At 37.2% G+C, this 21,053-nt stretch carries 11 protein-coding genes and 1 riboswitch; of the genes, 10 read left to right on the top strand and 1 reads right to left on the bottom strand.

The window, feature by feature from the left end:
• Nucleotides 1-5 precede the first annotated feature (5 nt).
• Nucleotides 6-470 (bottom strand): divergent PAP2 family protein, encoded by a 465-nt coding sequence (locus tag TE34_RS04410; protein ID WP_047983613.1) that lies wholly within the window; start codon nucleotides 468-470, stop codon nucleotides 6-8.
• 102 nt (nucleotides 471-572) lie between these two features.
• Between TE34_RS04410 and TE34_RS04405 the strand changes: the two genes are divergently transcribed.
• The 10 genes from TE34_RS04405 to TE34_RS04360 all read left to right on the top strand — a co-directional run bounded on the left by TE34_RS04405 (nucleotide 573) and on the right by TE34_RS04360 (nucleotide 20,811).
• A complete protein-coding gene (locus TE34_RS04405; RefSeq protein WP_047983612.1) occupies nucleotides 573-1,400 on the top strand; it encodes an MBL fold metallo-hydrolase in 828 nt (275 codons plus the stop codon).
• Nucleotides 1,401-1,472: 72 nt separating this feature from the next.
• Nucleotides 1,473-1,949 (top strand): hypothetical protein, encoded by a 477-nt coding sequence (locus tag TE34_RS21160; protein ID WP_047983611.1) that lies wholly within the window; start codon nucleotides 1,473-1,475, stop codon nucleotides 1,947-1,949.
• A gap of 108 nt (nucleotides 1,950-2,057) precedes the next feature.
• Entirely contained in the window at nucleotides 2,058-3,044 is a 987-nt protein-coding gene (locus TE34_RS04395) for a LacI family DNA-binding transcriptional regulator (protein ID WP_047983610.1), read from the top strand.
• 209 nt (nucleotides 3,045-3,253) lie between these two features.
• A complete protein-coding gene (locus TE34_RS04390) occupies nucleotides 3,254-4,654 on the top strand; it encodes a sucrose-specific PTS transporter subunit IIBC (protein ID WP_047983609.1) in 1,401 nt (466 codons plus the stop codon).
• Nucleotides 4,655-4,667: 13 nt separating this feature from the next.
• A complete protein-coding gene (locus TE34_RS04385; protein ID WP_201777673.1) occupies nucleotides 4,668-6,131 on the top strand; it encodes a glycoside hydrolase family 32 protein in 1,464 nt (487 codons plus the stop codon).
• A 24-nt stretch (nucleotides 6,132-6,155) separates the two neighbouring features.
• Nucleotides 6,156-7,109 carry a carbohydrate kinase family protein gene (locus TE34_RS04380; RefSeq protein WP_047983608.1) on the top strand — a complete coding sequence of 318 codons (954 nt, stop codon included), beginning with the start codon at nucleotides 6,156-6,158 and terminating at the stop codon, nucleotides 7,107-7,109.
• Nucleotides 7,110-7,229: 120 nt separating this feature from the next.
• Nucleotides 7,230-7,388, top strand: a complete 159-nt coding sequence (locus TE34_RS20560) for an aspartyl-phosphate phosphatase Spo0E family protein (RefSeq protein ID WP_084710625.1) — start codon at nucleotides 7,230-7,232, stop codon at nucleotides 7,386-7,388.
• 394 nt (nucleotides 7,389-7,782) lie between these two features.
• Nucleotides 7,783-9,123: a short-chain fatty acid transporter gene (locus tag TE34_RS04375; RefSeq protein ID WP_047983607.1), complete on the top strand. Its 1,341-nt coding sequence runs from the start codon at nucleotides 7,783-7,785 to the stop codon at nucleotides 9,121-9,123.
• Nucleotides 9,124-9,610: 487 nt separating this feature from the next.
• Nucleotides 9,611-9,697, top strand: a riboswitch (cyclic di-GMP riboswitch).
• A gap of 119 nt (nucleotides 9,698-9,816) precedes the next feature.
• Entirely contained in the window at nucleotides 9,817-15,204 is a 5,388-nt protein-coding gene (locus TE34_RS04365) for a diguanylate cyclase (protein WP_047983605.1), read from the top strand.
• 243 nt (nucleotides 15,205-15,447) lie between these two features.
• Nucleotides 15,448-20,811, top strand: a complete 5,364-nt coding sequence (locus TE34_RS04360; RefSeq protein WP_047983604.1) for a diguanylate cyclase — start codon at nucleotides 15,448-15,450, stop codon at nucleotides 20,809-20,811.
• Nucleotides 20,812-21,053: the final 242 nt, after the last annotated feature.

Below are 21,053 nucleotides of genomic sequence, written 5' to 3'. Positions count from 1 at the left end.
TCCCCCTAATCATCTTTTTCTAGTAGGTGGCTCATAGCGCCTATAAATAGACCTAGAGCGGCTCCACCGATCACTTCAATAGGCATATGCCCGAGCATTTCTTTCAGTTCTTTTTCACGTTTTCGATACTCTACATCTGGATGGTGCTTTGCAAATTTTTCTAGTTCTTCATACATATCATTTACAGCTATCGCGGTTTGACCAGCGGACCAACGAATTCCCATCGCATCGTACATCACAATTAAACTGAAGATACTACTCATTCCAAAATTCATGGATGAAAAGCCACTTTTGAAACCTACATAACTAGACAGGGAAGTAACCGCAGCAGAGTGGGAGCTTGGCATGTCACCCGAACCGAACATCTTTTTCCAATCCCAAATACCAGTTTCCTTATAGTGAAGTGGAACCTTTAAAAATTGAGCAGCACCAATTCCGATTAGCGCAGTAGTCATTGCACGATTTAACATAATTTCACCTCGAATTCATTCTTTGCAAAAACGGTAAAAATATGTACGAGAGGAGGACGGGGGACCTAGTTAACATAATGAGGGACAGTCCCCCCCTAAGTTATGATGAAGAAGTTTGTTTGTGAGACTTGTGGTGTGCAGTATCCATCGCGTTTTGTGGAACCGGAGGAATGTTTGATTTGTAATGAGGAAAGGCAGTATGTACATCCAGATGGCCAATCGTGGACAACTTTAGAAGAGATGATTGCCAGGAATATATATCAAAATGAAATCAAGCAGGATGAAGACCAGTTATTTAGCATTAAAACACTTCCACACTTTGGAATTGGGCAAACAGCGTATATCATCCAGCATGCTGACCAAAACATTCTATGGGACTGTATCACCTACTTAGATAGAAAAACCATAAGCCATATCAATTCTCTCGGTGGAATTGATGCTATTGCGCTTTCTCACCCACATTATTATTCCACCCAAGTAGAGTGGGCAGAGGTATTTGATGCGCTTATATACATACATGAAGATGACCAAGAATGGGTAACTCGGCAAAGTGAACGAATTATCTTTTGGTCAGGAGAGCATTTCGAGCTAAGTTCCGGTGTTACTTTACATCGACTAGGTGGTCATTTCAAAGGTGGTGCGGTTCTTGAATGGCAACAAGGTAATGATGGAAAAGGGGTACTTCTTTCTGGTGATATTATACAAGTTGTGCCGGATCAGAACTGGGTTAGTTTCATGTATAGCTACCCCAACCTAATACCGTTACCAGCAGAAAAGGTACGAGAAATGGCTGAACGTACGAAGCTAATGAAGTTCGATCGAATTTATAATGCATTTCATCGTATTGTAAAAACGGATGGAATTGCTGCTGTAGATAGATCTGCCAACCGCTATATTAACGCTATAAACGGAAAATTGTTTGAAATATAAATGTAAAACAATTTTGAGTTGGAATGTTGTATGATAAGGAAGATATGACTTATCAACAGTAGGGTGATGGTAATGGAACGCAAAAATAGACAACTAGAAGGTTTCAGTGAAGAAACAAATGAAGCAATTTATCAACTTGGAGAACTACGTGATTTGGAATTAGAGAATTATATTAGTACCCTGATTAAACGTACCAATGCCGTTAAGTTGGCTAAACAAATTCTTCAAGAGCTAGAAACGATGAACGACCAAAATGCGAAGATTTCAGATAAAGATAAGAAAAGAAATGCTGAAACAATTAATCACCTCTATACAAACCTCCAGCAGAGAAGCCTAACGCCAATGGAAAAGCGGTTTATTTATGACGAGATTGCAGATCTTATTAGAGATATGGACTCCATCCGACGATATTGGATGCAAAAATCACTCACGGGTGTGAAATACTTAGGTGCGGCAGGAGCAGTTGTGGCTGCTGCTCTGTTATTTAAGAAAAGAGGGAATAATAAAAAGGGAAATTTACCATCGGAACAAGATGTGTCAAATAAATAACGAATAGCAATGCTTCCTAGCTGGAGGCATTGCTATTTTTTTAAGGATAAATTAATCTGTAAATAGTAAGTGATCAAATAGACATAGAAATTTAAAAGGTGTGTTGACATGGCAACTATCAAAGAAATAGCCGAAATGGCCAGTGTATCCAGGACCACAGTATCACGTGTTTTAAATAATTCTGGATATGTTAGTGCGGAAGCACGAAAACGTGTAGAAAAGGTAATTGAGGAGACAGGTTATGAACCAAGTATATATGCTAAGTCTCTAAGAACGAAAAGGACTAGTGTTATCGGCGTAATTCTTCCAACCATTAAAACTGAGACACCTAGTAGAATTGTAACTGGGTTAGGTAGTGAGCTTGCTAAACATGGCTATCAGATATTATTGGCAAATACTAATTTAGATAAAGAAAAAGAATATGAGTACCTGGATCTACTAAAGACCCGTCAAGTAGATGGAATTGTATTACTAGCTACTAATACGGATCCAAAACTGATACAAAAAATAAAGGAAATCAATGTACCTGTTGTAATTGTCGGTCAAGAGGCAAAAGGTATCATGCATGTAACATACGATGACTATCATGCTGCTAGAGAACTAACTGCTTTCTTAATTCAAAAAGGTCATACACAAATTGCGTTTATTGGTGTTCATGAAGAGGATAGAGCAGTAGGTTTCTTACGAAAAAGAGGGTTCCTAGATGAAATGACAGCTAATGGATTGAATGTTGAACTTGAATGGATACAAGAAGGAATATTTGATATTGATTCTGGTAAAGAATCAATGGGTAAAATTCTAAAGCAATCCGTGAACACGCCAACTGCAACAATTGCTGTAACAGATCGATTAGCTATCGGTGCAATGAGTTATTTAAAGGATAAGGATATCGTCATCCCTGATCGAATGGCTTTAGTTGGTTTTGGTGCTTCCGAAATATCGCAATATCTAGAACCAGCACTTACAACCGTTGATTTTCAAAATGAAAAGGCAGGGGAACAGGCAGCAAATCAATTATTAGCTAAACTAAATGCGCAAACTTACCAGGAAAAAATTATTTTAGATTATAGACTTCTCATACGTCAAAGTGTATAATTGGTTATGAAATCGGTTCCATATTTCATGAGTTATATGGAATCGATTCCATAAACGCATATTTTTACTTAACAGATAAACGATAATATTGGGATTGGATATCCATATTACACGAAAGAAAGTGAATGATGTTATTATTCTAGTTCTATCACTTCCCCTTTCTTTCTATATTATGGAATCGATTCCACACATAATGAGGAGGAATTTGCATGTCCGAAAACAAAAAAATAGCACAAGAATTAATTGATGCTGTTGGTGGTACGGAAAATATTCAATCCGTCACACATTGTGCTACAAGGTTACGTTTCATCATTCAAGATGAAGAAAAGGTTGATAAAGAGCGAGTAGAAGAAATTGACAAGGTGAAAGGGGCCTTCTTTAATTCAGGTCAGTATCAAGTTATTTTTGGTACGGGTACTGTAAACAAAGTATATGAAGAGGTAGAAAAGTTTGAAGTTAATCAAGTAACGAAAGAAGAACAAAAGAAGGAAGCGATGAACAAAAAAAATTCGTTTCAACGTGCTATTCGTACTTTTGGTGATGTGTTTGTTCCAATCATACCGGTTCTAGTAGCAACTGGACTTTTCATGGGATTACGTGGACTTGTCATGCAGGAACAAGTTCTTGCCTGGTTTGGGTTAACGCCAAGTGACATTTCCAGCAACTTTTTACTATATACTCAAATCCTAACTGATACAGCCTTTATATTCTTACCAGCGCTTATCGCATGGTCTACCTTCAGAGTGTTTGGTGGTACGCCAATTATTGGATTAGTTCTTGGATTAATGCTTGTAAGTCCAGCCCTCCCGAATGCATGGGGTGTTGCTACTGGTGCAGAGCCATTATATTTCTTTGATTTTATTCCGGTAGTAGGGTATCAAGGTGCAGTACTACCAGCATTTATAGCTGGGATTATTGGAGCTAAACTGGAGCGCGCTATTCGTAAACGCGTGCCAGAAGCTTTAGATTTAATCGTCACACCGTTCCTTACGTTATTGATTATGAGTGTTGCTGCTTTATTCATCATTGGCCCGATTTTCCATACGGTGGAAGGCTATATTCTCGATGCAGCATTGTATGTATTAGAATTACCATTTGGTTTAGCAGGTATATTACTTGGTGGATTAAACCAAATTATTGTCATTACAGGTGTACATCATATCTTTAACTTGTTAGAAATTCAGCTACTTGAAAACTTAGGAAACAATCCATATAACGCAATTGTCACATCAGCTGTTGCTGCTCAAGGTGGAGCTACACTGGCCGTTGCATTAAAAACGAAGAGAACAAAGCTTAAAGCATTAGCAATGCCTTCTTCTTTCTCAGCATTTCTAGGAATTACTGAACCAGCAATTTTCGGGGTTAACCTTCGTTATGGTAAGCCATTCCTAATGGGTCTAATTGGTGGTGCTGCAGGTGGTTTTGTTGCTTCTATTCTTAATCTTGCTGGTACTGGTATGGCGATTACAGTTATACCTGGAACACTTTTATATTTGAATGAACAATTACCGCTTTATATTTTGGCAAACTTAGTGGCAATCGCAGTTGCGTTTGTTCTTACTTGGATGTTCGGATACTCTGATAAAAAAGCGGAACAAATTGAAAAATAAGGTTGGTAGCCGTATGAAAAAGACATCATTAGACATGCAAAATAAGGTGCATCAACAAATAACGGAATATAAACAAGTGGTTGCAAGCGATTCCTATCGCTTGCATTACCATATCATGCCACCTGTTGGCTTATTGAATGATCCAAATGGATTGGTGTATTTTCGAGGGAAATACCATGTTTTTTATCAGTGGAATCCATTTGAAACCTCCCATGGTGCGAAGTTCTGGGGGCATTATACTTCTGATGATTTAGTTCACTGGGAAGAAGCGGAGATCGCCTTAGCACCAGACAGTTGGTATGATAAAAACGGCTGTTACTCAGGAAGTGCAGTCATCCACAATGAAAAAATGTATGTATTCTATACAGGTAATGTAAAAGATGAGGATGGAAATCGTTCCTCCTATCAATGTTTGGCCATTTCTGAAGATGGGTTCACGTTTGAGAAAAAAGGTCCTGTGATTCATGTTCCAGATGGCTTTACGGCACATTATCGTGATCCTAAAGTATTTCACCACCAAAACAAGTGGTATATGGTACTAGGTGCACAAACCGAGCAAGAAAAAGGTGTGACTGTCTTATATTCTTCATCTGATTTAGAAAGATGGCAGTTTCATGGACCATTTGCAGGAAGTGGGCTCAATGGACTTGGTGACTTCGGATATATGTGGGAATGTCCAGATTTAATAGAAATCAATGGCAAGAATGTGTTGTTAGTATGTCCACAAGGTCTATTGGCAAGAGGCTTTGCATTCCAGAATATTTTTCAATCTGGCTATTTTGGAGGTCAAGTAGATTTTGATTCGCTTTCCTTTAAACATGGGGACTTTGTGGAACTTGATCGTGGCTTCGATTTTTATGCACCACAAACGATGAGAGACGAGAAAGGGCGAACGATACTTTTTGGCTGGATGGGAAATGCTGAGGAGGCAGATGTTATCCAACCAACCGTAAAGCATCATTGGATTCACGCTCTAACCATTCCACGTGAGTTGGAGTGGAAGAATGAAAATTTATACCAGCATCCAGTGGAAGAGTTGCAGCAATTACGTCTGAATGAGGTCTATTATCCCGATGTAAAGTTTAATGATGATGCTGGAATTTCTCTATCGGATATAAAAGGAAATGTGTTTGAACTATTAGTAGAAGTCACCTATATACAAGCAACTGATTTTTCTATAGAGATTGGTGCTTCATTACGAATTTCTTACAACGCAAAGGAAAAAGTGTTCACATTTGAACGGGAAAAGTTAAATCAGTCAAAAGCTTTTGAAAGCAGACATTGTCATTTGGAACAACTTAATTCCATACATGTCTACAAAGATGCTTCTTCTATTGAAATTTTTATTAATGATGGGGCAGTCGTATTTTCTTCAAGAGTATTTGATGCATCCAATAGTGAAGAGATTACATTTAAAGTGAATGGACATATACAAGCGAATGTAACAAAATGGGATTTAAAGAGAGTTACATGTTAGCAGTGGCTAAAGGTGGTGGATGAAGTGACAGATGTAAGCACTTTAGGTGAGATATTAATTGATTTTACGCCTCAAGGAGACAGTGAAGGCAATCCTAGCTTTATTGCAAATCCAGGAGGTGCACCTGGAAATGTGATGGTGGCTCTATCCCGTCTTGGCAAAAAAACTGCCTTTATAGGAAGTGTTGGAAGGGATCAATTTGGAGAAATGCTAAAAAGTACACTAACATCAAATGGTGTAAACACCGAAGGAATCGTCTATTCGGATATTCCGACTACACTAGCATTTGTACATATAGGTGAGGGAGGAGAGCGTTCGTTTAGCTTTTACCGTAATCCTGGTGCCGATATGATGCTATCGAAAGAGGACGTGAAGTCGGATATCATTGCGAACTCAAAAATCTTTCATGTCGGCTCTATCTCAATGACAGACGAGCCTGTACGGGAGGCAACCCTTGAAGCACTTACATTGGCAAAAAATCATGGAGTGACTATTTCTTTTGACCCGAATTTAAGGCCAGCGCTATGGAAAAGCTTAAATGAAGCAAAGGATAATATTTTAGCAATACTTGCCTATGCAGATATTGTAAAACTATCAGAAGAAGAGTTGGAATTCTTAACTGGTGAAACAGATATTCAAACTGCTGCCGAAAAAATTACTGCCCAATATACTATTCCAATATTATTGGTTACGCAAGGGGCAAAGGGGAGTTATTGTTATACGAATGGAGTGCTGGAATATGTTCCAGGATATACAGTGTACGCTATTGATACAACAGGATGTGGGGATGCATTCTTTGCTGGAGCCCTATTTAAGCTACTGGAACTTGACCTGATTGGTAAAGAATTGACTAAAAAAGAGAAACGGCAAATCCTTCAATTTGGTAATGCGATGGGTGCTATAGTTGCAACAGAAAAAGGGGCTATTCCAGCAATGCCAACAATAGATATGGTAGAGAAATATATTTCCAAAAAATAACTTTAAGCTCCCAGATCAGTAAGGTCTGGGAGCTTTGGTTTAACAGTTCTTTTTACCTAGATTACAATATTAGAAAAAAAGGTATATAGTGATTAAAAGCTTAAATAGAAGGAGGTTTTCATGAGAAATAAAAATAAAATGAAAGCTGCTGCAAGAGATGTAATCGATATGAAGCGCTCTGAGTTATTAGAGGAAGCAAAGAAAAATGGAATCAATAATAAGGAAGTGCTTAGAAAAAGTGAAGAGTTGGATAAACTTATCATAAAATACATGAAATGATAGTTAACTGTTTATGAAACACTATATAAAATAGACGCCTCACCCCATTTGGGTAGTCCCAATAAACCTTTCTGCATACAAAAGAAGATACTTATTTAGTGCTCATCAAACTGAGATTCTTACAAATAGTACCCCTCGTAAAACTTAAAGAACTAATTTTACATGAAGTTTACCTTGTTAAATAATGTAATAAAAACCTCAAGAAACGACGACAACAAAGCTTACAGACACCGATATCTCCTCCAAGAAAAAATAACCTTTACGATGCTCTTTCTAGTAGATACTTGGATTTTTATACAAAAAAGAATAAACTAAAGATTGTTCATTCTTTTAGAATAAAAGTAACATTCTAGAATAAAATGTATTAAATCCAAACTATTAAAGGAGGGAAAAAATGCTAGGTTCTATTACTAACTTTTTTGATCGTATGGTTCGTAGGTATTTACCGGATGCATTTCTTTTCGCTATTATTTTAACATTTGTCGTATTTATTTCAGGTATGATTTTCACTGGAAACTCACCAGTACGTATGGTGGAGTACTGGGGAAATGGATTCTGGGGATTATTACAATTTGCGATGCAAATGTCCCTTATCGTTGTAACGGGTTATATCTTGGCAAATAGCCCAATTGTTAAAAGATTATTAGGTAAAATTAGTACGCTAGCAAATTCACCAGGACAAGCAGTGTTACTAGTAACCTTTGTAGCATCAATCGCGTGTTTAATTAACTATGGTTTTGGACTTGTTGTAGGGGCGTTACTTGCGATTCACGTTGCCAAACGTGTGCCTTCTGCCGATTATCGCTTACTAATGGCTAGTGCTTATAGTGGATTCTTACTATGGCATGGTGGTCTATCTGGCTCTATTCCATTGCTAATTGCAACCGATGACCATTTCTTACATGACGAAATAGGGGCTATTCCTGTTATAGACACACTTTTCGCAGGACCGAACTTATTTATTGTAGGAAGTTTGTTAATCTCACTTCCATTTTTAAATAGACTGCTAATGAAATCTCATAATAATATTGGACAAATTGACCCGGAATTATTAAACATACAGGCAAATGCAATGGTAGAGAAGGTAGAAGAGCCAACACCTAAGGAAGAAATAACTCCTGCGGAACGGTTAGAAAATAGCAAGATTATCTCATACTTAATAGGGCTACTTGGTCTTGCATTTGTTATCTATCACTTCGTAACCAATGGGTTTGACCTAAATCTAAACATCGTCAACTTCATCTTCTTATTTTTAGGAATTCTTTTCCATGGCACACCACGTCGCTTCTTGAACAGTGTAACAGGCGCCGTGAAAAATGCCGGTGGAATTATTATTCAATTCCCGTTCTATGCAGGGATTATGGGTATGATGACAGAATCTGGACTATCGGAACAGTTGTCTATGTTCTTCGTAAATGTTTCTAATGAAGTTACACTTCCTTTGTTTAGCTTTATTAGTGCAGGTATCCTAAACTTCTTTATCCCTTCTGGTGGAGGTCAATGGGCGGTACAGGGGCCAATCATGATGGAAGCAGCTTTAGACCTAGGAGCAGACACAGCAAAAACAGCAATGGCTGTAGCCTGGGGAGATGCCTGGACGAACATGATCCAACCATTCTGGGCATTACCACTACTTGCCATTGCAGGCCTAAAAGTACGTGACATCATGGGATTCTGCGTCATGGTACTATTCTGGAGCTTTATACCAATATCAATTGGACTATTGTTTTTCTAAAAACTAGATTCTAAAATACAACAAAACAAAGAGGTTAGGAAATAAGTAATACAAAGGTTTTTAATACGGACATACACTACATTAGCCCCGGACATATACGAAGACTCCTGTGGGAGGATAGGCTTCGGTGAGACCCCAAGATGCACCTGCGTCTGCTAGTAACGCTACGAAGAAGGCTTCCTCGATGCAAGGCAGCAAGGAAGCCATTTCAAGTAGCTGCCTGGCTCACCAGCCGCCCACGGAAAGCGAAGTATATTTCCGGGGCGTGTTATATGCACTAACAAAAGTGTTCGGCTTTACCTTTGATAGAAATATTTTGTCACTACTTCTTTTTTTCTATTAAATTAATGTTTCACCACAATAAAAATAGGGTATAATCAATCGGATAGACTAAAATTTAAAAATATCTAACTTTTCTATTATTAAATATTGAATTATTACAAGATTGGTGTAAAATAGGTAATAAGTAATAGTAACTACATACCGTGTGTTGAAAAGGCAAACTATTCGAAAGGGTAGGACGCAAAGCTATGGATCTAATGTTTAAAGAAACGATGATCGCCTGGCTACCAAAGCATTTTTTGGCTATTCAATTGCATGGATAGTCTTTTTTTTGTTTGAAAATTACCGAACAGGTCAGTTTTTCATAGAAAACCATAATAATAGTATGATTTTTCAGTTGGAGTGAAGGAAATGGAAATCATCAACAATAGATATAGGCTAAAAGAACTAGTGAAGCAAGAAAAGCATGTGATGGTTTATTCTGCTTTTGATATGCGTAAAGAGAATAAATTAATTCTCTTACACTTACTAAATACTGAATATTTACCAAAGTCACTAATCGACTTCTTTATTAGTAGATTTCTTGATATTAAGAGTCTAACAAGTAAAGCAATCGTTCGTAATTATAGTTTCAATACCGTTTCATATATTGATAGTAAGCTACAAGCGGAGCCCCAGTACTTTTTTACTTCCGATTATGTGACTGGGACCGAAAACATATTTGACGTAACGAAAGAAATGACCTTCCGTCAAATGATGGATAGCTTCGTAGAGCTTTGTACGGCTGTTCACTACCTCCATTTGAAGGGGTTTATTTATGGTGCATTAAATCGCCATTCTGTACAAGTGATAAGAAAGGGCGAGGGGCTTCAAGTCCTACTTAAGGACGTTGCATCAGTCCAGATGGAAAGAATTACTCATGCGGAGCGTATCGAGGACTCTGCTTATAAATCTCCCCAGGTTTTAGCGGGAATTCCTGAGAATGAGGAATCAGACATATATTCCTTGGGAGTTATTCTATTAGCCATGCTATCTGATAATCCTTCACTGAAAAATCCAACTCGTGAGCTAGCTTTATTTGCAAAAACATCTACCGACGCTGAAGCGCGAAAAATTATACCAGTGCTCGAAAATATACTTAACACAGAGAAGGATTCCTACAGTAATTTATATGAACTAATAGTCGACATAAATAAAGTTTTGCAAACGAATTATTCTAATGTGAAAAAGGAAGAGTTTGAAGGTCTTAACCTTCATACGAAGCTTGTTGGTAGAGAAGAACAGATTAATAATATCCTTAAATCCTATGAAAAGATGATTTCCTTTCAACCTAGTAAGCGAATATTTTTTGTGCAGGGTACGAATGGTATTGGTAAAACTCGTTTTCTACAGGAGATTAAATTCTTATTTGATTTGAGTAAGGCAAGTGTTTATTCCAGCTATAGCCTTAATAATATATCTGCTGATAGTAAGCAAATGTGGATTGATCTTTTACGTAAGCTAATTATTGAAACGGATAAGAGTATATTAGAAAAATATAGTCAGGAGTTAATGAAATACTTCCCTGAATTATTGGATAAGAACTATGCTGCTTCATTAAGTTACACGAATGAACATAATACGAAGTACCGCTTGTTGAATCGGATCGCTGGTTTTATTAATGAAAGTATCCAAAATCACCCCGCAGTTATGATTATCGATAATATCCATCTAGCAGATGATTTTACGATTGATACGTTTAATTATGTATGTACAGAAGTATTAGAAAATACGAATTTATCCATTATATTCTCTTGTGAAGACAATGAGATGGCTACTAATACAGTTGCATCCGAGTTTATCCATAACATGAAGAAACGACAAGACTCCGAAATTATTCGGCTAGAACAACTAGATGAGAAACATACCGGTGAAATGATTCAAAGTATCCTATCAATCTCGTTTATTCCTAAAAATATTTCTAGAAGAATTTACCGCCAGTCTTATGGGAACCCGCTATTTGTGACCGAAATTATGAAGGACTTATATAGTCGCCAGATTCTCTATGTAAGTGAACAGACCGGTAGGTGGCAAATTGATATACCGGAAGGAGACAAGAACTATAGTCTATTAGATCTTCCAAATAGTGTAGAACATGCTCTTGTGAACCAGTTAAAGGATTTGAATCCACTTAGCTTGGATATCTTAAAAAGTATCTCTATCTTTTCGAAGCCTGTTTCCATGGTTACGATTGAAGAGTTTTTGCCAACTTCTCCAAGCCTAGAAATGCATGTAGAGGACTTAGTAAAAAGAGGCGTTTTACAGCGTTTAATCGATGATAGTGCGTATCTATATGATTTTCGTAGTAAAGTGTTGAAGAATATTGTGTATGAAAAAATTTCTCAGGAAGAAAAAACTGCAAAGCACGAGCTTGCCGCTGCTAGATTAGAAGAAGTTACGGATTTCCACGAAGTGAAAAATCTCGATGAATTAATTTTTCATTTTGCCAATGCGAAAAATCTTGAAAAAGCTAGAATTTACTACTTGGAAAATGCAAAAAAAATGGAAGTAGCTAAGAACACCAAGGCACAAATTGATAATTTGAAGAAAGCCCTTGAATTAACCACTAACTCTGGTGAACGCATGGAACTTTACTTGGAATTAGGGGCCCTATCATCAGATACAGGAGATATTACTGTAGCATTAGAATATTTAGAAGAGGCAGAACGTCTAGCTGAGAAAGAAAATAACGCGAAGCATAGACTGGATGCCTATATAAAACTAGCAAATGCCCATATACATGCGTACCATGATGATCAGGTAATAGAGTATATTGATAAAGCAGAACGAGAACTGAGTCTTAATCCAGATGAAGCATCTAGGCTAGAAATAAAACGTTTTCGTGCGCTACTACTGACAGACGGAAATCAAATCCAAGAAGCTGCTGAACTTTTCCATGAGTTAATAGCAGAATGCGGTGATCAATTTAATAAAATTAAAGGGAATGCGTATCGTACGCTTGGATTTATTTATGTACATCTAGGTAAACCTGATGAGGCGTTAGAGGTCTATCATAAATCTGTCAGTCTATTAGAAGAAATTAATTATACAAGAGGTGTATTACTTTCTCTAAACAATATTGGTGCTGTTTATGCAGAGCATTATCAGGATTATGATAAGGCGATGGAATATCATTTACGAGTGAAGAATTTGAGTGAGGAATACGGAATTCATACAAGTGAAGTGTTTGCTCTCATCAATATTGCCGAATCACATCTAAATAAGCATGATTTTGAAACGGCATTTGACCATTTTAGTCATGCTTTAACCAAGGCTGAACGATATAACATGCCGCAAGAAAAATATGTACTTTTAAATCTATTAACACAGGTGGGCTTAGAACGAAATAACTTCAACGATGCTTTGGGTTATTTCCGCAAATTGAAAAAGGACCTGAAAGATAACCCTAATAAAGGCTTTGATATTGCGGAGTATTATATGACTTCTTCCAAGATATATCTAGCCCTGGGTAATTATGAAGAAGCGGATCGTTATAATCAGAAAATTATCGAGTTCCATCATGAGCATGAGAATATTTTGAAGTATACTGCTACAGTTAATGTGTTAATTAACCAATTGCGTCTAGTAGAAGATAGTATTGATGCGTTCTTAATCGACCAAATTATCCGATTGACGGATAAAATAACCAGCACGTCTATTATTATCGAGAGCCTTTGCGAAGCGATTCAACAAGTAGCTCAAAAAGATGAAATAGAACTTGCACAACATTTACTTACTGAGCTAGAAATGTATGTTTCGGAAGACATGCCTAACATACTCAGAGCTAAATATTTACATGCAAAAGGTGCTGTTTCGTTTAGGAAAGCCCCTAACCAAACGATAAGTTACTTAGAAGAGAGCTTAAGCCTGGCTAAAGCTGTTAAAAATAAGGAGCTTATCTTCCGTATTCAAGCTGATTTGGGTAACTGCTACTTTGCATTAGAAAACTATTATGATGCTGCGAACTATTATCTAGAAAGTAGTGAGGGGATTAAAGAATTAATCCATCAAATTCCTGGCGAATACCGATTAACCTTTATGAAGGGAAGAAAGTTTTCTAAAGTATTCTCTCATCTTGCTAAAATTCGTAAATGGATGCAATCAGGAGAGAATGAACGCTTTGATCTAGCAAAATTATTGGAAGAAGTGCAAACAATAAATGAATTAGATGAGATACGTAATAATCAAGTAGATGCATTTATTAGTAATCCAATATTTATGCAATATATAAGCGATCAGTATATGGAAAAACTATCTGGTGGCATTCTACACCAGGAAGATTTATTTATCCACTTAGATAGTGATGTTACAAAGAACTTTGAGATGATCGGTAAATTCCTAGCTGGTCGATTATTAGCTACGAGGGGATTCATTCTTGCCGAAGAAAAGGGACAAGAACTAACGGTTCTTTCTTCCATTGATGGAAATAGGAAGTTACCGGGGAATTTATCCATTTTTAATCGTGTTCGCTCGACGATGAAGCCTGTCTTGTTATCCGAATGGTCTAAACAGGATAAGGTTGATCCACACTTTTTACCAGATGATTTAAAGGCAGTTTTGTGCATTCCGATTATTAAAGATGTAGAATCCCATTCTTTAGTAGGAGAAACGAAACAAGTCCTTGGGTATATCTACTTAGAGACAGACAAAATTGTTAATAACTTTAACCAACACGGGTTGGAGAAGTGTATGCAATTAGTGAAGTTTCTTGTGCTACTTTTAGAAAAACGACAGTTAACGATTGCCGCCTCTATTGATAAATTAACTGGTGCGTTAACACGAAAATCATTAGAGGATGCGTTGCAAAACACCCTTGATTTTTCTAGAAAAAACGGAAATGAATTCAGCATCATTATGTTTGATTTAGATAAGTTTAAAGGAGTTAACGATCGCTATGGACACCAAATTGGTGACCAAATTCTAAGGGAAGTTTCTCAAGTTATACTAGCTAATTTGGATCCTTCTAGTTTATTCGGCCGATATGGCGGGGAAGAATTCGTTATTATTTTACCTTCCGTAAAGGTGGATGAGGCTGCACGATTTGCTGAAGAACTTCGGTTGACGGTGCAAGGTCAAAAGCTACTGGGGGAAAAACATGAGGTAACGTTAAGCATGGGGCTAGCAACTTATCCTGAACATGGACAAACCGTTAGGGAACTCATATTAAAAGCGGATCAAGCTTTATATGTGGCAAAAGAAAATGGTCGAAACAACTCCCAAGTGTGGCAGAAGGAATTTGAAAATAAAGTAAAACAAGCGAATAAGTTAACTGGAATTATTTCTGGTGATGAAATTCGCGATGCTAGAAATGTGTTAGCACTGGTAGAACTTATTCAATTAACGAATCAGGTAATAACGGTAGAAGATAAAATCTATCATTTCCTTGGACGAATCATTGAAATCATCGAAGCGGAATATGGTTATATTCTATTAACCGATGGAGATTTCATTAGCCATACCTTTGGAAGAAAGTCGCAAGAAGAGGCATGGGTGAATAATTCCACGTATAATCCTGACATCATTTCGAGCGTTGTGAGAGAGGGTAGAAGTTTCTCTACCATTGATTGGGAGGAAACCGATAAGATTAATACCGTGAATGGTTTACCAGATTGGGATTCTATAATTGCTGTTCCCATTAGTACTGGTGGAAGGTTGAAAGGTGTCATTTATCTATCTGCACCTGCTAGATTGAAAGAATTTGGAGCCGATGAGATAAATGTGTTGAATGTATATAGTGAATTAGTGGCAAATATTGTATAATGAAACCAACTACTATTTTAATCGTAATGATAGTGAATTAGATAAATAATATCCATTCGAAAAGGTAAACTTTTTGAAGAATATAGGCCACAGGATTAGCAGTTCAATTATGAGCGCCTGGATGCCAAAATGATGGTTACACAAGACATGATAATTTTGGCTATTCGTTTTTTCGAATAGCCATTTTTTAATACATAGGGATATTATCCCATCTTTCAACTAAACGAAAATGAGGTGAGGTCCGTGGAAATTATTAATAATCGGTATCGACTTGTAGAGCTTTTGGATCAAAATAAGATGGTCTCCAAGTACGCTGCTATAGATTTACTGAACGATAACAGATTCATCCAATTAAATCTATTAAACTCCGAATACACACCCAAATCGTTAGTTGATTTTTATGCAAAACGTTTTATAACGATTAAGAATATTAATCATCCCCGAATTTTACGTAACTTTGAATTTAATTCCGTTTCTTTTGTAGATAATAGAATACAAGGGGACAAACTCTACTATTATACGGCGCAATATGATAAACAGGCAAAACCATTCCTTGCTTACTTAGATGACCTTTCTATCGGCCAGGTAGTGGAAACGTTTATGGAGATTTGTGCTGCAATTCATTACCTTCATTTAAGAGGGTTTATTTACGGTTCCCTAAATCCACATTCCATACTAGTAATAGAATCGGAGAATGGTAATGTCTTCAAGTTGAAGGATCTTGCTACAGTTGAATTAGAAAAGTATGCTCGCAAGGAACTAGAGGAAACCTATTTTATTTCTCCTAAAGCATTAGCGAGTGATGAACTAACGTATCAGTCTGATATGTATTCATTAGGTGCTATTCTTTTAACCATGCTAACGAAAAAGAGCGAATGGAAAAATGCTAACGAAGATATTTGGAAACTTCAAGCCGATGTAGACACAGGTAACATAAGTGATCACGATACTATTCGAAAGGTTTTACCGATTGTACAAAAACTACTTACAACTAATGAAGCGGTTGCTTATAACAATGTATTAGAAATGGTAAATGAACTTGGAGTAAGCCTAGACAGAGAATTTTCCATCATTGATAGTTCTGTTATAGAAGAACTGCAATTCCATACAGAAGTTATAGGTAGGGATTTGGAAATAGAATTGATCTTAAAAAATGTCGAAAACTTAATGGGGTACAGACCTGGAAAACGAATCTTTTTTGTCCAAGGGGATAATGGAATTGGAAAGACGAGAGTGTTGCAGGAGATTAATTACTTATTATCCATACAAAGGGCAAATGTGTATGCAAGCTTTCAATTAGATAGTACGGGAAGTAGTAAAAATCTATGGATTGATATCCTACAAAAGCTCATTGCCCAAACTGATGTACATATCCTCAGAAAATATCATGCAGAATTATTGAAATACTTTCCTGAGTTGGAAAAGAAAGAAGCAACAGTTTCCCTAGAATATTTGTTAGATGGTAACAACAAATATCGCTTATTAAATCGAATTGCAAGTTTTATCCATGAGAGCCTACAAGGGAAGACGGCTGTATTTCTTATCGATGACCTTCACTTGGCAGATCGGTTTACATTAGATTTATTTACTTATTTAAGTACGAATACAGTGCATCAAACGAACCTCATGTTTATACTTTCCGGAGAAGTACGCGAGGATAGTGAAAATCGTGCATTCTTAGATACAGTAGATATGATTTATAAACGATCGGACGCTAATATCATCCGGTTAAATCCATTAACGCAAGAACAATCGGCACAATTGATCAAGGATATATTATTTATATCCTATCCTCCTATGAAACTAGCAGAAAGAATTTATTCAAGGTCTTATGGGAATCCTTTATTCATCCATGAAGTAATGAAAGATTTATATAGTCGTCAGCTTCTTGTTGTCTCCCCAGAGAATGGGATGTGGAGTGTTCGCTTATCTGCTGATGATTATTCTCTACTGGAGATACCAGACAGTATCGAACAAGCACTATTAAACCAATTACAGGATATAGCTCGTGACCAGATGGAATTGTTGGAAATAGGTGCTACTTATAATAAAGCCGTATCACCTAATATGATAAGTGAATTTTTGAATTGGGATATTGCCAAAGCAGTTCGCCATATTGGGGAGTTAGTGCGAAAAGGTATATTACAACAATTGGTATCAGATACCGGTTATTTGTATGATTTCCATAATAAAGTTCTTAAGAGAATTGTTTATGAAGGAATCACTCCGGAAGAGAGAATGGAAAAGCATGCGCGTATTGCAAACATGCTTGAGTGGAAACATCATATAAAGCTTGAGGAACTCATTTTTCACTTTGAAGGTGCAAGTAATACGGAAAAGTGTATTTACTATTACATGAAAATTGCTGATGAACTACATGAGAGGCATGAGATAAAGGCAGAAATACCTTATCTTCAAAAAGCAGTTTTGTTACTAACCGATGATGACGAGAAGACAAAACTCCTACTCCGTATTGGCGATTTAAGCTCAGAAGTCAATGATATGGAAACATCGTTAACTGTCTTAGAAGAAGCCCTAGCCCTAGCACGAAGGACGAATCATAAAGAAAATATTGTTGCCGCCTATCTTGCTATCGCTAACCTTTATGCCAATCTTTATAAAGTAGAGCAATTAAAGGGGTATCTAGAACAGGTTTCGACGCTTCTTACTGATTATGATGATAAGGGATCACGACTAGAATACAGAAGACTTCAGGCGTTGGAACTTAATCTAGAAAATAAACCAGATGAAGCTGCGGCAATTATCCGAGAGGTTATAGATGAGGCTGGTACAGATTTCCCACGAATTACAGGGAGTGCGTACTTGTTACTTGGATTCTCTAGTATACAACATAATCAGGCAACCGATGCAATAAGCTACTATGAAAAAGCAATGGAGCTATTCGAGAAGGCTGGATACACGAAAGGATATTTAGGTGCTGTCAATAACATTGGAGTCATTTACCAAGCCTATTTATCAGAACTCGATAAGGCTAAAGAGTACTTTGTGAAAGTCCAGGAACTAAGTGAAGAGTATGGTATATACGAAACAGAAATCCGAGCAGTTTCTAGTATTGGTAATATCCATGCGAGTGCATTTCATTACCAAGAGGCCTATGAGCAATTTAAATATGCCCTTCAAAAAGCTAAGCTTGGTGCATCTGATCAATCTACGAACCACCTTTATAATCTACTCTGTTTTGTTTGTACAGAAATGAACGATTATAAAACTGCATTTCAATATTATGAAGTGATTAAAGATGAGCTAGATGTTGAAATAGCAGCTAGTATGAGGGTGTTCGACTATCATAACACGAGTATGAATCTATTTCAGGCCATTGGTGATTATGCCTTAGCGGATAAGTCGAGTCGTGAGGTAGTTGCTTTTAACCAAGGGCGAGAAAATATATATTCGTATAGTGCATTAATTTATCAAACTATTAATAAGTTACGATCCTGTAATGATGAGGATATCGAAGGCACAATTGCAGCTATACTTGAGCTTGTAGCTAAGATACCTCGAAAGGAATTTAATGTAAAAGTATTGTTCATGAGTACGATGGTATTGATCGAGCGGGCTAAATTAGAAATGTGTGAACGATTAATTCAATCTTTGGAAGAATATCTGTCAGAACAAATGCCAGATATTCTAAAGGCAAGTTATTACTATGTATTAGGGGCGAAGGGTAATACGAAAGAAGGTAAGGAAAACTTAGCCCGCAGTTTGAATTATGCCAAACGTGCGCAAAGCCGTGAATTAATTGCTAGAGTTATGCTGCTTTTAGGTGATTATGCGTTCCAAGAGGACAACTTGTACAGTGCTGCTGGTTATTATCTAGAGGGAACGGAAATGGTGAAGTTGTTAGTAAAGGAGTTGCCTGTAACTCTTCGTCTAACCTATGTGAGCAGTCAAAAGTTTGTACGTGGCTTTATTCGTCTAGAGCGAATTTATGAACGGCTAATTGGTGAACAAGTTGAATTCCTAAGTAAAGATGTTTTCGAAGCCTTTACGGTAACAAAGGAAGAGTTGGACAGAATGTTGGAACAGGATTATGTTAGTTCGTTTGTTGGACAGCAAGATTTCATGGAGTATACAAGCGAACAACATATGAAGAACCTTTCTGAAGATATCCGGAGTACGAGTGATATTTTATTCCATGTAAGTGCGAATACGATGAAAAATATCGATATGGTTCTTCGATATTTTGCAGGGATTACCTTGGCGACGAAGGGTGCCGTCATTATGGAAAATCAGCAGGAGGAGTTAAAGGTACTTTGTGCAACAGATGGCCGTCTTGAATTACCACCTAATCATTTTATGATAAATCGAGTAAGAAGTACAAAGCAACCTTTTATACTAAATGATAAAGAACAACCAATTGATTGGAACCTATTATCAAAGGAACTGCATGGAGCATTGTATATTCCAATTATCCAGAAACATGGTTCTAGCAACAAGCATCATGTCTTACTAGGTTATGTGTATTTAGAGACGGATCAGTTAGTGAATAACTTTAATAACTATGGAATTTCCAAATGTCTTGATATGATGGGCTTTTTAGCTGCTATGGTAGAAAAACATCAATTGAAACTATCAGCTACGATCGATAAGTTAACAGGAGCATTAACTCGTAAATATTTGGATGATGCACTTCATGAAACGGTGGAATTCTCAAGAGAAGCAGGGGAGTCATTTAGTCTAATCATGTTTGACCTTGACCGTTTTAAGCAAGTGAATGACCGATATGGCCATCAAATTGGAGATAGTGTACTTCAAAAGGTTTCATCTACCGTTATGAATTGCCTGGAGGATTCCCATGTATTAGGTCGCTACGGCGGGGAGGAATTTGTCATTATCTTACCATCTATTGGGACGGAAGAGGCTGTTCAGTTTGCTGAAATGATTCGGAATACTGTTACTTCACAAAGATTACTTGGAGATAACTTTGAGATTACGATAAGTATGGGGATTGCAACCTACCCACAGCACGGTCAACATGTCAAAGAGCTGATTGAAAAAGCGGACCAAGCGTTATATATGGCTAAGGAAAATGGGAGAAATAATTGTCAGATTTGGAATAAAGATTTTCTCACTAAGTTTAAGCCACAAAATAAGCTATCCGGTATTCTAACAGGAGACGATATTAAGGATTCACGGAACGTATTGGCAATGGTGGAGCTAATCCAGTTAAATAATAGGAATCTATCCGTGGAAGAGAAAATCTACCAATTTATAGGTAGAATTATAGAGATTGCAGAAGCGCAAATAGGCTATATTATTATGAATACTAGTAATGGCCAGAAACATTACGGTCGAAAGGCGCAGGAAGAAGAATGGGTGAAGGAGTCTCTAGTAGACCAAGAAATTCTAAATTCTGTACTGTTGGAAGAGCGTGGTGTCTATATGATTAATTGGGAAGCAACAGACAAGATTAATCAGATGAACGGTTTACCAGATTGGGATTCTATATTAGCTGTTCCGATTATGGCTGATGGGAATGTTCGTGGGGCTATTTATTTATCGACGCCGTCTAGGATGAAGGAATTTGGTGCGGATGACCTGAATATGTTGAATGTGTATAGTAGTTTGGTTGCTGGGATGATTTGATATAAGGGCAATACGGAAGGTGAGATACCCTTCTGTATTGCCCATTTTCACTAGTATAATCAATTGATGGCTTACTGGCCAAGCCCGCGGCCTGAATACACTTCGCTTTTACTTCCAGCACAGGGGCGACATCTGCTCGAAAGAACCATCGCAGTGTCTACCTTGCCTGCAGGTGACCGGTGAGCCAGGCTACTACTTGAATGATCTTCCTTGCTGCCTTGCACCGAGGAAGCCTGCTACGT

It is taken from the genome of Ornithinibacillus californiensis (assembly GCF_001038485.1).
GTDB classification, from domain to species: domain Bacteria; phylum Bacillota; class Bacilli; order Bacillales; family Amphibacillaceae; genus Ornithinibacillus; species Ornithinibacillus californiensis.
This window is presented reverse-complemented; position numbering and strand designations above follow the sequence as displayed.

Coding starts and splice junctions, on each gene's coding strand:
- TE34_RS04410 (WP_047983613.1), bottom strand. CDS start 470: ATGTTAAATCGTGCAATGACTACTGCGCTAATCGGAATTGGTGCTGCT.
- TE34_RS04405 (WP_047983612.1), top strand. CDS start 573: ATGATGAAGAAGTTTGTTTGTGAGACTTGTGGTGTGCAGTATCCATCG.
- TE34_RS21160 (WP_047983611.1), top strand. CDS start 1,473: ATGGAACGCAAAAATAGACAACTAGAAGGTTTCAGTGAAGAAACAAAT.
- TE34_RS04395 (WP_047983610.1), top strand. CDS start 2,058: ATGGCAACTATCAAAGAAATAGCCGAAATGGCCAGTGTATCCAGGACC.
- TE34_RS04390 (WP_047983609.1), top strand. CDS start 3,254: ATGTCCGAAAACAAAAAAATAGCACAAGAATTAATTGATGCTGTTGGT.
- TE34_RS04385 (WP_201777673.1), top strand. CDS start 4,668: ATGAAAAAGACATCATTAGACATGCAAAATAAGGTGCATCAACAAATA.
- TE34_RS20560 (WP_084710625.1), top strand. CDS start 7,230: ATGAGAAATAAAAATAAAATGAAAGCTGCTGCAAGAGATGTAATCGAT.
- TE34_RS04375 (WP_047983607.1), top strand. CDS start 7,783: ATGCTAGGTTCTATTACTAACTTTTTTGATCGTATGGTTCGTAGGTAT.
- TE34_RS04365 (WP_047983605.1), top strand. CDS start 9,817: ATGGAAATCATCAACAATAGATATAGGCTAAAAGAACTAGTGAAGCAA.